Annotated in this window: 11 protein-coding genes; 5 read left to right on the forward strand and 6 right to left on the reverse strand. The window is 72.0% G+C overall.

Annotated elements, in window-relative coordinates:
* Positions 1-5: 5 nt before the first annotated feature.
* Positions 6-1,226 (reverse strand): D-alanyl-D-alanine carboxypeptidase family protein, encoded by a 1,221-nt coding sequence (locus tag AB9M23_RS05735; RefSeq protein WP_372423771.1) that lies wholly within the window; start codon positions 1,224-1,226, stop codon positions 6-8.
* Positions 1,227-1,453: 227 nt separating this feature from the next.
* The gene (locus tag AB9M23_RS05740; protein ID WP_372423249.1) at positions 1,454-2,668 is read right to left on the reverse strand and encodes an MFS transporter; all 1,215 of its coding nucleotides are present in this window, start codon (positions 2,666-2,668) and stop codon (positions 1,454-1,456) included.
* A 174-nt stretch (positions 2,669-2,842) separates the two neighbouring features.
* On the opposite strand from AB9M23_RS05740, the gene AB9M23_RS05745 reads away from it, so the two are divergent.
* Complete coding sequence (locus AB9M23_RS05745; protein ID WP_372423251.1) at positions 2,843-6,466, forward strand: class I SAM-dependent DNA methyltransferase; 3,624 nt, start codon at positions 2,843-2,845, stop codon at positions 6,464-6,466.
* A 16-nt stretch (positions 6,467-6,482) separates the two neighbouring features.
* Here the strand turns inward: AB9M23_RS05745 and AB9M23_RS05750 are convergent, their stop codons facing one another.
* Positions 6,483-6,884: a DUF350 domain-containing protein gene (locus tag AB9M23_RS05750; RefSeq protein ID WP_372423252.1), complete on the reverse strand. Its 402-nt coding sequence runs from the start codon at positions 6,882-6,884 to the stop codon at positions 6,483-6,485.
* Between the two features lie 115 nt (positions 6,885-6,999).
* On the opposite strand from AB9M23_RS05750, the gene AB9M23_RS05755 reads away from it, so the two are divergent.
* Positions 7,000-8,424 (forward strand): MFS transporter, encoded by a 1,425-nt coding sequence (locus AB9M23_RS05755; RefSeq protein ID WP_372423254.1) that lies wholly within the window; start codon positions 7,000-7,002, stop codon positions 8,422-8,424.
* A gap of 63 nt (positions 8,425-8,487) precedes the next feature.
* Here AB9M23_RS05755 and AB9M23_RS05760 read toward each other — a convergent pair whose 3' ends face one another.
* Together AB9M23_RS05760 and AB9M23_RS05765 are read right to left on the reverse strand one after the other, a co-directional pair.
* Positions 8,488-8,826, reverse strand: coding sequence for a DUF3140 domain-containing protein (locus AB9M23_RS05760; RefSeq protein ID WP_372423256.1), 339 nt, complete (start codon positions 8,824-8,826; stop codon positions 8,488-8,490).
* Positions 8,827-8,843: 17 nt separating this feature from the next.
* Positions 8,844-9,419 carry a hypothetical protein gene (locus tag AB9M23_RS05765; protein ID WP_372423258.1) on the reverse strand — a complete coding sequence of 192 codons (576 nt, stop codon included), beginning with the start codon at positions 9,417-9,419 and terminating at the stop codon, positions 8,844-8,846.
* A gap of 49 nt (positions 9,420-9,468) precedes the next feature.
* Between AB9M23_RS05765 and AB9M23_RS05770 the strand changes: the two genes are divergently transcribed.
* Positions 9,469-9,792, forward strand: coding sequence for a hypothetical protein (locus AB9M23_RS05770; RefSeq protein ID WP_372423259.1), 324 nt, complete (start codon positions 9,469-9,471; stop codon positions 9,790-9,792).
* Between the two features lie 107 nt (positions 9,793-9,899).
* Here AB9M23_RS05770 and AB9M23_RS05775 read toward each other — a convergent pair whose 3' ends face one another.
* Positions 9,900-10,259 carry a helix-turn-helix domain-containing protein gene (locus AB9M23_RS05775; RefSeq protein WP_029031236.1) on the reverse strand — a complete coding sequence of 120 codons (360 nt, stop codon included), beginning with the start codon at positions 10,257-10,259 and terminating at the stop codon, positions 9,900-9,902.
* 1,060 nt (positions 10,260-11,319) lie between these two features.
* Here AB9M23_RS05775 and AB9M23_RS05780 point away from each other — a divergent pair.
* Both AB9M23_RS05780 and AB9M23_RS05785 read left to right on the forward strand, forming a co-directional pair.
* A complete protein-coding gene (locus AB9M23_RS05780) occupies positions 11,320-11,979 on the forward strand; it encodes a GntR family transcriptional regulator (protein ID WP_372423261.1) in 660 nt (219 codons plus the stop codon).
* Positions 11,980-12,125: 146 nt separating this feature from the next.
* Entirely contained in the window at positions 12,126-13,553 is a 1,428-nt protein-coding gene (locus AB9M23_RS05785) for an FAD-binding oxidoreductase (RefSeq protein ID WP_372423263.1), read from the forward strand.
* The last annotated feature ends 18 nt before the right edge of the window (positions 13,554-13,571 follow it).

The raw sequence follows: 13,571 nt of genomic DNA on the forward strand, positions 1-13,571 counted from the left end.
GCCCCTCACGAGGCTCCCGGGAGGGGATCGGGATCGCCGAAGATGGCGCGACGAATGGCGCCCGCGCCGAGCTCCCAGAGCCCGTCCACGGCCCGGCGCGACACCGGCCCCTGCCCCACGCTCCCCGCCGTCTCGAGCGGCGCCTCGAGCACGAGCGTGTCGCCGCGCGTCACGCGCAGGATGCCCACCGGCGTGCCCGCCTCGACCGGCGGCATCAACGGGCCGCGATAGACGATGCGCGCCGACAGGCGCTGGTCGTCGCCGCGCGGCACCAGGATCTCGATCGGCTCCGCGGCGGCGAGCGCGACATGCGGCGTCTCGCCGCCGAAGACCTGCGCCTCGCCGACGGTCTCGCCGGCCTCGAACAGGCGCCGGCGATCGAAGGCGCGAAAGCCCCAGTCGAGCAGCTTGCGCGCCTCCTCGGCGCGGGCGCGCGCGGTCTCGAGGCCGTTCACCACGACGACGAGCCGCTGCCCGTCGCGCACCGCGGAGCCGACGAGGCCGTAGCCGGATTGCGAGAGGAAGCCGGTCTTCACCCCGTCCGCGCCGATGTTCATCGTCAGCAGGTCGTTGCGGTTGCGTTGTGTGATGCCGTTCCAGGCGAAGCTCTCCTCGCCGAAGATCGCGTAGATCTCCGGCGATTCCGCCATCAGGTGGAGCGTCAGCTTCGCGAGTTCGCGCGCCGTCGTCACCTGCTCGGGATGATGGAAGCCGGTGGCGTTGCGCCAGACGGACCGCTCCAGCCCGATCTCGCGTGCGTGCCGCGTCATCATGCGCGCGAACGCCTCCTCCGAGCCGGCGATGCCCTCCGCCGCCGCGATCGAGGCGTCGTTGCCCGAATGCACGACGATGCCGCGCAGGAGGTCCGGGAGCGCGATCGTGCTGCCCACTTCCGCGAACATGGTCGAACCGCCGGACGGCGCGCCGCCGGTGCGCCACGCGTTCTCCGAGACGGTGAACGCGTCGTCCTGCGAGAGGCGCCCCCGGCGGATCTCCTCGGCGATGATCTCGACCGTCATGATCTTCGCCATCGAGGCGGGGACCATGAGCACGTCCGCGTCCTGCGCGAAGAGCACGGTCCCGGTCGACGCGTCGATCAGGAAGGCCTGCTCGGCGGCGGTCTCGAAGGCGCCGGCCGGACGTGTGCCGAGGGCGGCGATCGCGAGGACGAGGGCGACGAGGAGGGAGAGGGTCGCGCGCAGGACGTCACGCGCGCCGGGAGACACGGTGGACAAGACGCTGCTCCGTTGCGAGGCCGCGGGTACCTTGCGCGAGGCGGATGGAGAAATCAACGCCGCCGCGGGCGCAGCGTTCGCCGCCGGCGCGCTCCCCCCACTTCCGTGAACGCCGTAGCCCCGGAGGGGAGGAGTCCACGCGCAGCGCGGGCTGTGGGGCCGTTCGATCTCCCCTGCGAGCGGCATCGCCGCCCTCCCCGCATCCGTCCTCGTTCCGGCTACCGCGTCTCCGCCGGATCGACGCGCCGCGCGGGGTCGGTGCGCACCAGGATCAGCCCCGCCACCGGGCCGAGGATCGCCACCGTCGCCGCGGCCAGGGCCAGCGTGGCCCCCTCCCCGATCAGCGCGAAGCCGGTGCCGATCAGCGCCGGCCCGAGCGCGCCGCCCAGGAAGAAGAAGCAGGCGTGCAGCGCCGTCGCCGAGCCGCGCGCCTGGGCGGCGAGCTCCGTCACCGCCGTCTGGAACGAGTTGTGCATCATGTAGAAGCCGAGCCCCATCGCGACGAACGCCGCCGCCATCAGCCGCCAGTCGGCGACGAAGACGAGGGCGCACACGGCGACTGCCGCGACGAGGCCTCCGACCCCGACCATCCGAGGCATGCCGAGGAAGCGCAGGAGCGTTCGCACCAGCGCGGAGTAGACGAGCCCGCCGATGGCGAAGCCCGCGAGCGCGAGCCCCGCCTCCGCCGATCCGCCGGCGTCCCGGCGCTCGAGCAGAACCGCCGCGAAGGGAAAGAGGCCGAAGAGCGCCGCCGCCTCCACGAAGACGAAGGCGAACAGCGCGCGCGCCCGCGGCATGGCCAGCAGCATGCGGTAGCGCTCGCGCGCGACGCCGAGGTCGAAGCGCCCCGTCGGCTCGGCGGTCCGCCGCGACGCGAGGAAGACGGCGAGGAGCGCCGCGGCCGCGAGGACGGCCGCGAGCCCGAACACGCCGCGCCAGCCGATCGCCAGCGCGAGCACGCCCGACAGGGAGGAGCCGGCGAGCTGGCCCAGGATGATCGCGACCAGGAAGCGGCTGATCGCGACCTGCCGCCCCTCCATGTCGACCCGGTCGCCGATCGCCGCCAGCGCCAGCGGGATCACCCCGCCGGCGGCCGCGCCGGCGATCACGCGCAGGACGAAGAGCGTCGTCTCGTCGGGCGCGAAGGCGGAGGCGACGAGGCTCGCCGCGAGCACGGCGACGCAGGCGCGCATCACCCGCAGCTTGCCGATCGCGTCCCCGATCGGGCCGAGGATCGGCTGGATCAGCGCGTAGGGTAGCGCGAAGGCGGTGGCGAGGAGCGCGATCGACTTCACCGACGCCCCGAGATCGGCGGCGATCGTCGGCACCAGCGGGTCGACGATGCGCGTCGAGAACGTCGAGGCGAAGCCCGCCACCGCGAAGATCGCGATGGTGAGCGCGATCGCGCGCTGGTCGTCCGTCTTGTCGGTCATCGCTCCGCCGGCCGCCGTGCAGGGAGGCTTAGCCTATACGCCGGCGCGGCGCCCCGGCAGTGAGCGCACGCGCATGGGGGGGCTGCGGGGCGCCGCGGGCGGGGATCGCCATCGACACCACGCACGCGCGCATCTGGACTCGCTTGGGTTTTATATCTATCAATTAATTCCACGATGAGTTGCGCTTCTGTTTCGAACGTCGAGAGCTTCATCACGGCGGCACGAGGGGCCGACGGCTCCGAGCGCGCGAACTACCAGCTCTTCGTCCGCGATCTCTGCGACCTCCTCGGTGTCCCCGCCCCGACCTATTCCTCCGCCGAGACGGCGCTCAACGACTACGTCTTCGAGCGCCGCGTCGACTTCGCCCATCCCGACGGCTCGCGCACGCCCGGCTTCATCGACTGCTACAAGCGCGACTGCTTCGTGCTCGAGGCCAAGCAGTCCGGCAAGCGCAAGGCGGGTGCCGACGGCGGTCCCGCGCCCGGCTGGGACCGGGTGCTGATGGAGGCGCGCCGCCAGGCGGAGAACTACGCCCGCGCGCTGCCGGTCTCCCACGGCTACCCGCCCCTCCTGATCGTGCTCGACGTCGGCCGCTCGATCGCGCTCTTCGCCGACTTCTCCGGGCAGGGCAAGAACTACGTCCACTATCCGGACCGCGCGCGCTACCGCATCGGCCTCGACGACCTGCGCGACGAGGCCGTGCGCGAGCGGCTGCGACGGGCCTTCGTCGATCCGCTCTCGCTCGACCCCACCCGCGAGGCGGCAGAGGTCACCCGCGACGTCGCCGAGCGGCTCGCCCGGATCGCGAGGCGGCTGGAGAGGCGCCACGAGCCCAAGGACGTGGCCGAGTTCCTGATGCGCTGCGTCTTCACGATGTTCGCCAAGGACGTCGGCCTGCTGCCGCGGGAGAAGCTGCTCGACCTCCTCGCCGCGGTGAAGCGGGAGCCGGGCGCCTTCGTGCCGGCGATGGAGAGCCTCTGGGCGGCGATGAACGCGGGCCGCTACGAGTCGCGTCTGATGACGACGCTGCTCGAGTTCAACGGCGGGCTCTTCGCGCAGGCGCGCGCGCTCCCGCTCGCGGCCGAGGAGATCGCCGAGTTGGAGGTCGCCGCGCGCAAGACCTGGGCGAACGTCGAGCCGACGATCTTCGGCACGCTGCTGGAGCGCGCCCTCGACCCGCGCGAGCGCGCCTCGCTCGGCGCGCACTACACGCCGCGCACCTACGTCGAGCGGCTCGTGATCCACACGGTGATCGAGCCGCTGCGCGCCGAATGGGAGATCCGCAAGAACCGCGCAGACGAGCAGGCGCGTGCCGGCGACGTCGCGCAGGCACTCGGGACGATCCGCATCTTCCACCACGAGCTGTGCACCGTGCGCGTGCTCGATCCCGCCTGCGGCACCGGCAACTTCCTCTACGTCGCGCTCGAGCTGATGAAGCGGCTCGAGGGCGAGGTGCTGGACGCGCTCGATGCACTCGGCCAGGACCAGGGGCGGCTCGCCATGGACGGCGAGACCGTGAGCCCCAAGCAGTTCCTGGGGCTGGAGATCAACCCGCGCGCGGTCGCCATCGCCGAACTCGTGCTGTGGATCGGCTTCCTGAAGTGGCAGCTGAAGACCGGCGGACCGCACGCGGTCGCAGTGCCGGTGCTGAAGGCCTACGGCACGATCCGCGAGCAGGACGCGATCCTCGCCCACGACGGCGTCGAGCCCGTGCTCGACGCGGCCGGCGCGGCCGTGACGCGCTGGGACGGCATCGGCTGCACGACGAGTGCCGCGAACGGCGAGCGCATTCCCGACCCCGCGGCGCGCATCCCCCTCCTGCGCTACCGCGACCCGCGCCCCGCGCCCTGGCCGGAGGCGGAGTTCGTCGTCGGCAACCCGCCCTTCATCGGCGGCAAGGACCTGCGCGCGCAGCTCGGGAACGGCTACGCCGAGGCCTGCTGGACGGCCCGCCCGCACCTGCCCGGCGGGGCGGACTTCGTCATGCACTTCTGGGACGAGGCGGCGACGCGGCTGACGGCGGCGGCGCGCGACGGCGGTGCGCGCAGGACGGGCAAGGGCGCCGGGACGCAGGCGAAGGCCGGCGCGGCGCCGGTGCTGCGGCGGTTCGGCTTCATCACCACGAACTCGATCACGCAGACCTTCTCGCGCCGGGTGATCGAGCGCCACCGCGCCGCGAAGAGCCCGCTCCACCTCGTCTTCGCCGTGCCCGACCACCCCTGGTACAAGGGCGCGGACGCCGCCGCCGTGCGCATCGCCATGACGGTGTGCGCCCGCGGCGAGGGGCCGGGCGTGCTCGCCCGGATCGTCTCCGAGCGCCACCTCGACAGCGACACGCCGCAGGTGGAGCTGGCGCGGCGCGAGGGGGTCATCACGGGGAATCTGTCGATCGGCGCGGATCTCGGGTCGGCGACGGCGCTGCTCGCCAACGAGGCGCTCTGCAGCCCGGGGGTGAAACTCCACGGCGCCGGCTTCATCGTCACCCCGCAGAAGGCGGCTTCGCTCGGCCTCGGACGCGTGCCCGGGCTCGAGAACCACATCCTCCCCTACCGCAACGGCCGCGACCTGACGGGGCGGCCGAGGGGCGCGATGGTCATCGATCTGCACGGGCTGAAGGCGGAGGAGGTGCTGGAGCGGTTCCCGGAGGTGTACCAGCACGTGCTGGAGACGGTGAAGCCGGGGCGTCAGGCCAAGGTCGGCGCCTCGAAAGACATGAACGAGTACGCGACGAAGTGGTGGCTCTTCGGCAAGGTGAGGACCGAACTCCGATCATTCACCTCAAACCTCCCCCGCTACATCGCCACCACGGAAACCGCCAAGCACCGCCTCTTCCAGTTCCTCGACACCGGCATCCGCCCCGACAACATGCTCGTCGCCATCGGCCTTCCGACGCCCGAGCATCTCGCTGTGCTCTCCTCGCGGCTGCACGTCGTCTGGGCGATCGCCGCCGGCGGCTGGATGGGGATCGGGAACGATCCGCGCTATTCCAAGACCCGCACCTTCGACCCCTTCCCCTTCCCCGCCTGCCTCGACCCCGCCCATCCCGACGCCGAATCCCGCGCCACGCTGCGCCGGCTGGGCGAGCGCCTCGACGCCATGCGCAAGGCGCGCATCGCACGGCACCCGCACCTCACGCTGACGGGGCTCTACAACGTCCTGGAGCGGCTGCGCGGGCTCGACTGGGGCACCGATAACCTCCCGCTCACGCCCGCGGAGACGGACGTGAAGGACGCGGGCCTCGTCTCCGTCCTGAAGGACCTCCACGATTCCATCGACCGCGCCGCCTTCGCCGCCTACGGCTGGGAGGATCTCGCCGACCACCTGGTCGGCCGACCGGGCGCAACGACGCCTGTGGACGCGCTTCCCGAGGGACAGGCCGAGGTCGAGGCGGAGCTGCTCGCACGCCTCGTCGCGCTCAACCGGGAGCGGGCGCAGGAGGAGGCGGACGGGCGCGTGCGCTGGCTGCGCCCGGGGTTCCAGGTCCCGCGGCTCGGCGGGCGCCTGCCGCAGCCGGCCCAGGAGATCTTCCCCGGGCTCGACGACGTCGTCCTCCCCGTCGCCGCGCGCCCTCGCTGGCCCGCGGACGGGCTCGACCAGATCCGCCTCGTGCGCGACGTGCTCGCCCGCGCGCCGGCCCCGGTGCGCATCGACGCGATCGCCGTCTCGTTCGACGGGCGCGCCGACGCCCATCGCCGCCGACGGGTGGCGGCGGTGCTGGAGACCCTCGTCGCCACGGGCTCCGCCCGCTTCCGCGAGGAGGGCGAGGGGGAGCCGCGCTCCTACTTCGTGCCGCGCTGAGGCCCCGCGCGGCCCCTCAGAACCGCATCGCGGAGGCGTTGATCAGCCCCGCCGACACGCTCGCCGCGCCGAGGAACAGCGCGGGCGCGATCTCGCCCTTGGCGATGCGCGGCGAGAGATCGGGGATCACGAAGCGGACCAGGACGTACACCGCGATCTGGACGACCAGCGCGACGCCGCCCCAGACCACGAGGTCGACCACGGTCTGCGCGAACACCATCGCCGAGGAGAGCGGGATCGCGAAGCCCACGAGGCTCAGGCCCAGCGCCAGGGCGGCGGAGGGAATGTTGCGCCGGATGAGTGCGAACTCGTTGTGCGCCGTCGCGAATGTGTAGATCGCAAGATAGAGGGCGACGAGGCCCGTCGCGAGGACGAAATCGAGAAGGAAACCCGGCAGGACGGTCAGAATCGACGGCATCGCGTTATATCCACCCACACGCCCGATTCGGGCGGCACCAGCATAGAAGTCTCGGCGTCGTAGTGCACGACCCCGCACGGGTCGGCCTCGGCCCCGTGCAGAAAGGACCCGACCCTTGCGTCATCGCCGCATCGCGCCCCTCATCGTCGCGACCGCCCTCTTCATGGAGACGACGGACTCGACGGTGATCGCGACGGCCCTGCCCGCCATCGCCGCCGACCTCGGCGAGGACCCGATCGCGCTGAAGCTCGCCATCACCTCATACCTGATCGCGCTCGCGGTCTTCATCCCGGTGAGCGGCTGGATGGCGGACCGGTTCGGGGCGCGCACGGTGTTCCGCGCGGCGCTCGGCGTGTTCGTGACGGGCTCGATCGCCTGCGCCTTCGCGGATTCGCTCGGCGGTTTCGTCGCCGCACGCTTCTTCCAGGGCATGGGCGGGGCCATGATGGTGCCGGTCGGGCGGCTCGTGATCCTGCGCGGCATCCCCAAGAACGAACTCGTCGGGGCGCTCGCCTTCCTCACCGTCCCCGCTCTGGTGGGCCCGGTGCTCGGCCCGCCGCTCGGGGGCTTCGTCACGACCGCCTTCTCCTGGCGCTGGATCTTCATCATCAACGTGCCGATCGGCCTGCTCGGCATCGTGCTGGCGTCGATCTTCATCGAGAACCTGCGCGAGGAGGACACGCCCCCGCTCGATTGGCGCGGCTACCTCATGCTCGGCACGGGCCTCGCGCTCGCCATGCTCGGCCTGGCCACCGCCGGGCGCCACCTGCTGCCGCTCTGGGCGTCGGCGGCGAGCCTCGGGGTCGGGGTTGCGCTGCTCGCGCTCTACGTGCGGCACGCGCGCCGCGCCGCGTATCCGGTGATGGGCTTCTCGCTCCTGGCGCTGCCGACCTTCCGGGCCGGCGTCGTCGGCGGCGCGCTGTTCCGGCTGGGTGTGGGTGCGATCCCCTTCCTCCTGCCGCTGATGCTCCAGCTCGGCTTCGGGCTCGACCCGCTGAACTCCGGCCTGATCACCTTCGCCGCCGCGGCCGGCGCGCTGTTCATGAAGGCGCTCGCCGCGCGCATCATCCGTGCGCTCGGCTTCCGGTCGATCCTCGTCTGGAACAGCCTGGTCTGCGCGGCCTTCATCGCGGTGATGGGGATCTTCCGGCCGGAGATGCCCTACGTCGTGATGCTCGCGCTCCTGCTGGTCGGCGGCTGCTTCCGCTCGCTGCAGTTCACGGCGCTCAACGCCGTGTCCTTCGCCGACGTCGTGCGTCGGGACATGAGCCAGGCGACGACGCTGTCGAGCGTCGTGCAGCAGGTGGCGCTCGCGGTGGGCGTGACGATCGCCGCCTTCGCGCTCGAGGCCGCCAGCGCGCTCGCGGGGCATGAGCGCCTGGTCACGGCGGATTTCACTCCCGCCTTCCTGTTCATGGCCGCGCTCTCGGGCCTCGCCTACTTCGTCTTCGCCCGTCTCGATCCCGACGCCGGGGCCGAGATGTCCGGCCACCGGAGTAATCTCGGCCCCGTCTCGCCGGGGCGTGAGAGATCCGCATGACGTGCGAGTCCGGCGTCGCGCCGGGGGGCGCGAAACCGGGACGAGAACCGACGGGAGCGGCCGTCACTTCAGCGGGTCGTGCCCCCAGTTCATGAGGGAGTAGCGCCAGCGCGAGTGCTCCTCGTCGTTCCTCGGGCCGCCCTGCTTCGCGTGGCGGTGGACGTACCCGACGACCTTCCGCATGTGGGCGTAGTCGTCTTCCGTTAGGTCGGTCTTCCTGGTGCGCGCGATGTCCACGATGCGCCGTCCGGACTTGTGGCCCACCGCCTCGCTCTCGCCCTCCCGCGTCCAGCCGACGCCCCGCGACTCCTCCGTCGCGAGCCAGTCCTCCAGTTGCTCGGGAGTCATGTTCACCGCATCCTCGAAGTCGCGGTGGATCGCCTGCTTCTCGGCATCGTCCATGGATCGCCTCCTCGGGTTCACGAGGCGGGGGAACGCGCGACGCGCTCGACGGGTCGAGCGACGCACGGTCGCGTCCCCCGCCCCTGGGCGCCCGCCGACCGCAGGCCGCCGGCCGCCCTCAGCGCGTCGTGGTCGACGCCGTAGCGCGCCAGGACGGCGTCGTCGACGGGCCTGCCGCGTCGGCGCAACACGGCGTTGAGCTCGGCGCGCCAGGCGGCGAACGGACCGTGGCGCTCGGAGTGGTTCTGGGTCGTCCCGACGAGATAGGCGCCACGCGTCGGCAGCGCGACGACGCGCCCGCCGTGCGCGGCCGCCGCCTGCGGCCAGTCGTGGTGATCGCGCAGCACGTGGAGCGGGTTGCGCCGCAGCGGGTCCGGGTCGTCCGGCCGCAGGCGCGCCACGATCGACGAGCCGCACAGCGCGTGGAACGGCCGCTCGAACACGCCGGGGAAGGGCAGCGGCGCCGTGCGTCCGGTGCCGAAGTCGATCATGTCGCCGTGCGCCAGCACGCCGCCGAGAGCATCGAGATCGATGGTCGCGCGGGCGACCGCGACGAGATCGCGGGGCACCCAGTCGTCGGCGTCGAGGAGCATCAGCCAGCCGTCGCCGCGGCGCGCGGCGGCCTCGCCGAGCGCGTGGCGCTTGCGGCCGGCGTCGTTGTTGGCCGCGTCCGGCGATCCCGCCGGACGCGGCCCCGAGGAAGCGCACGCGCGGGTCGTCCGGCAGCATCCGCGGACGGTCCTGTCCGACGATCAGGACGCCGAAGCCGGGGTCCGTCTGAGCCAGGACGCTGCGCAACGTGAGGGCGAGGAGCGCCTCGACGCGTGCGAAATCGTCGCTGCCCGCGCGGCCGACGAGCGGTATGCCGAACGTGAACGGTCGAGCGAACGTCATGACGCCGGCGAAACGCCGCACGTGCGGAGAGGTTCACCGATCCGCCGCGCGGAATGCACGTGTCGCCCGTGATAATGCGCGGCCGGCGCTCGGGGCGCCGGCCGTGGCTCGGAAGGCCGGCGGCGCGCGGCGCTGCCGGAGGGCCGTCGACCGCGTGATGCGGCCGCTGACCGGATCGCTCAGACCTCGTTGCCGGCGGCGACCAGGCTCTTGACCGTCTGGAGCGCGGCGCCACGCAGCGCCGGGCGCTTGATCTCGTTGAACAGCGCGACGAGCGCGATCGCGTCCTCGTCCATCAGGCGGGCCTGGCCCTGCTCGACGCCGCCGAGCAGCGCGGAGGCGGGCTGCTCGAGGACCTGCGAGATCTGCACGAGGCGCGAGGCGGCGACGCGATCCGTGCCGTTCTCGTACTTCTGCACCTGCTGGTAGGTGACGCCGATGGCCTGACCAAGCTCGCTCTGGGAGAGCTTGGCCTGCTTGCGCGCGAGACGGATCCGCTGGCCGATCTCGCGGTCGATTTCAGTGGGTGAGCGTGTCATGAGCCGGTTCCCGACGTGTTGTTTCCGGATTGTAACCGAAAAGTTGCCCGAAAGGTTGCCTCTGATGTCGGCGAAAGCGAGACGTTCTTCGGGTGAAGAAGCGTATCGCGATACTTGAGCGATCCAGCGACGTCTCTTTGGACACCAAACGGCGCGCGCGCCGTCAAGTCCCTCGCCCGATACGGGGCGCCCCCGGACGCTCTTCCTACATCGCCATTTATGCACGAAGCCCGCGAGGTGCTAGACCCGATCGTGCGACATTGCGCCCGGACAACGGGGGCACCACTGCGCATACGTTGCAGCCGCCGAGTATAAGTGCAGTTTCGCACATTGCCTGTCGTCGCGGCGTGCGTGACGTGACTTCCGCGCGCCGGTCGTTCCGCGTCGCGGATGCCCGATACCCCGTCGATCTTCCACCCCAACCGCCGGTGAGCCTTACGGCACGTTCCCGACGCAAGGCCGCCCGGCGCGCTCGACCGCCTGCGATCCGTCCCGGCCGCCCCGCTCGTGGGACGCCTCGCAATCGGCGGATGCTCAGCGGAAATTCGATGGGGAAAATGTCGCAATGGTGAACGCCCCGTGGAGCCCGCCGCTCGCGGGGGCGGCAGAATACCGTTCGATGCACGCCTTCGGTGCATCGTGCCGGATCGTGCGGGAGCGCCGCAGCGAATCGGCCGCGCGCCCGCGGTCTCTCCGAGGCGTGCGCCGTGGCGCGGTCCCGCATCGCGGCGCAGCCGCGCGTGCGCGCCGCGGACCGCCGCAGGGGGGCTGTACCCCTGCGGCGGCCACGGAAGAAATCCGACGGATCTGCAAGCCACACGCGTCATCGCACCGGGCCCCCCTCGGCCCGCGGGCGGCACGCGCGTGCCTGCACACGATCTGCACCACCCTGGTAGGACATCGTCCCTCAGAATTGCATCCACTTCAAGCATGAAACGACCCCATCCATACCGCCTCACACGCGAATCTGTGAATAAGCACTACCGCGTCGTTGGTTTGACCCGGCGGCTGGAACTGGATACAGTATTCGACACCAACAAAGGTTATGATTGTAGCCACCATGCCGGACAATGACACGAGCCGACGCGAGAGCATCCGCGAGCGCATCTACGCGGACCTGCGCCGGCGGGTGAGACGCTGCGAGTTCGCTGCGGAGGACCGGCTGGTCGACGTCGAGATCGCCCGCGCCTACGGGGCGTCGCGCATGCCCGCCCGCGAGGCGCTGCTCCAGCTCGTGAACGACGGCTACCTCGTCGGCACCTCGCGCGGCTTCGCCCTGCCGACGCTGTCGCTCCAGGAGGTTCGCGACGTCTTCGAGGTGCGCAAGCTGCTCGAGCCCCGCGCCGCCGCGCTCGCCGCCGCCAACCTCGACGAGGCGTCCGAGGGCGCTCTGGACGGCGCGCTCGCTGAAGCGCATGCGGCGACCCGCGCGGACGACGTCGCGCGTCTGATCCGCGCCAACGTCGACTTCCGCGACGCCTGGGTCGCGCGCGTGCGCAACGCGCGTCTCGCCGAGACGCTGGCGCGGTTCGTCGATCACGTGCAGACCGTGCGCCGGGAGATGCTCGGTTGCGAGACGACGCGCCTGGTCGTGCTCGAGGGGCTCGAGGACGTGCGGGCCGCCTTCGCCACCCGCGACCCGATCGTCGCGGGCGATCGCATGGCCTCCTTCATCACGTGCGCCGAGCGCGCCTTCTTCTCCGCCCGCCGCTCCGCCTGAGCGCGCGACAAAGGGCGCGGGGCGCGGTAGATCATGCGCCTCGATCCGCCGACTCGGCGCCGGACCCGCCATCCTTCGCGCTGCCCGGTGCCGAGTCGGCCCTGCACGGACGGCGCGGGTGCGCGCGCCGCGAAGGGAGCCCCTCGATGCCCGCCCCGACCTCGCCCGAACCAGCCCCGGCGGCGTCCCCTGCGCCCGGCACGGCCGGCGCCGTGATCGAAGCCCTGCGCGCCGCCCTCGGCGCGGAGTCCGTGCGTACCGGCGCCGACGTCGCCGCGCGCGCGTGCGCCGACGCGAGCGGACTGCAGCCCACGCGGCCGCTCGCCCTCGTCCTCCCGCGCTCGCCCGACGAGGTCTCGCGCGCGCTCGCGATCTGCCATGCGCACGGCCGGCCGGTCGTGACGCAGGGGGGCATGACCGGGCTCGCCGGCGGAGCGCATCCGCACGAGACGGAGGTCGCGCTCTCGCTCGAGCGCATGGTCGGCATCGAGGAGATCGACCCGCAGGCGGCGACGCTCACCGCGCTGGCGGGCACGCCGCTCCAGGTGCTGCAGGACGCCGCGGAGGAGGCCGGGTTCCTGCTCGGGATCGATCTCGGCGCGCGCGGGTCGTGCACGATCGGCGGGAACGTCGCGACGAACGCGGGCGGCAATACGGTGCTGCGCTGGGGCATGACCCGGCGCAACGTGCTCGGCCTCGAGGCCGTGCTCGCCGACGGCACGATCGTCTCCTCGCTCAACAAGATGCTCAAGAACAATTCCGGCTACGACTGGACGCAGCTGATGATCGGAACCGAGGGCACGCTCGGGATCGTCACCCGCGTCGTGCTGGCGCTGCAGCCGCGGCCCGAGGGCGTGCACACCGCGATCTGCGCCGTGCGCGACGCGTCCGCGGCGATCGCGCTGCTGCGGGCGCTGGAACGGCGCTTCGCGGGCGGGCTCCTCGTGTTCGAGGCGATGTGGCGCGAGTTCGTGCGCGCGGCGATCGACGAGGTCGGCCTCGCGCCGCCCTTCGCGGAGGAGCACGACCTCCTCGTCCTCGTCGAGGCCGCGACCGGCGAGGGGCCGGCGGGGCGCGAGCGCTTCGAGGAGACGCTCGGCACGATGCTGGAGGAGGGTCTCGTCGTCGATGCGGTGCTCGCCCGCTCGGAGGCGGATCGGGCGCGGCTGTGGGCCTATCGCGAATCGCCCTACGAGTACCAGCCCAAGCTCCCCGTCTTCGTCTCCTTCGACGTGAGCTTCCCCCGCGCCCGCATCGGCGAGGCGGTCGAGGAATTGCGCGATCTCGCCCGCGCGCACTGGCCCGATGCGCTCAGCGTGATCTTCGGCCACATCGCCGATTCGAACCTCCACCTCGTCGTCGGTGGGCCCGGGATCGAGAAGACGATGGTAGAGGAGCGGGTCTACGCCGTCGTGGCGCGCTACGGGGGTGCCGTGTCGGCGGAGCACGGGATCGGGCGCAACAAGCGCGCCTATCTCGCGCTGTCGCGCAGCGCGCCCGAGCTCGCGCTCATGCGCACCATCAAGCGCGCGCTCGACCCGCGCGACATCCTCAACCGCGGCCGGGTGCTGTGACGCATCGGGCCCGCATCG

Source organism: Salinarimonas chemoclinalis (assembly GCF_041514305.1).
In the GTDB taxonomy this organism is placed as follows: domain Bacteria; phylum Pseudomonadota; class Alphaproteobacteria; order Rhizobiales; family Beijerinckiaceae; genus Salinarimonas; species Salinarimonas chemoclinalis.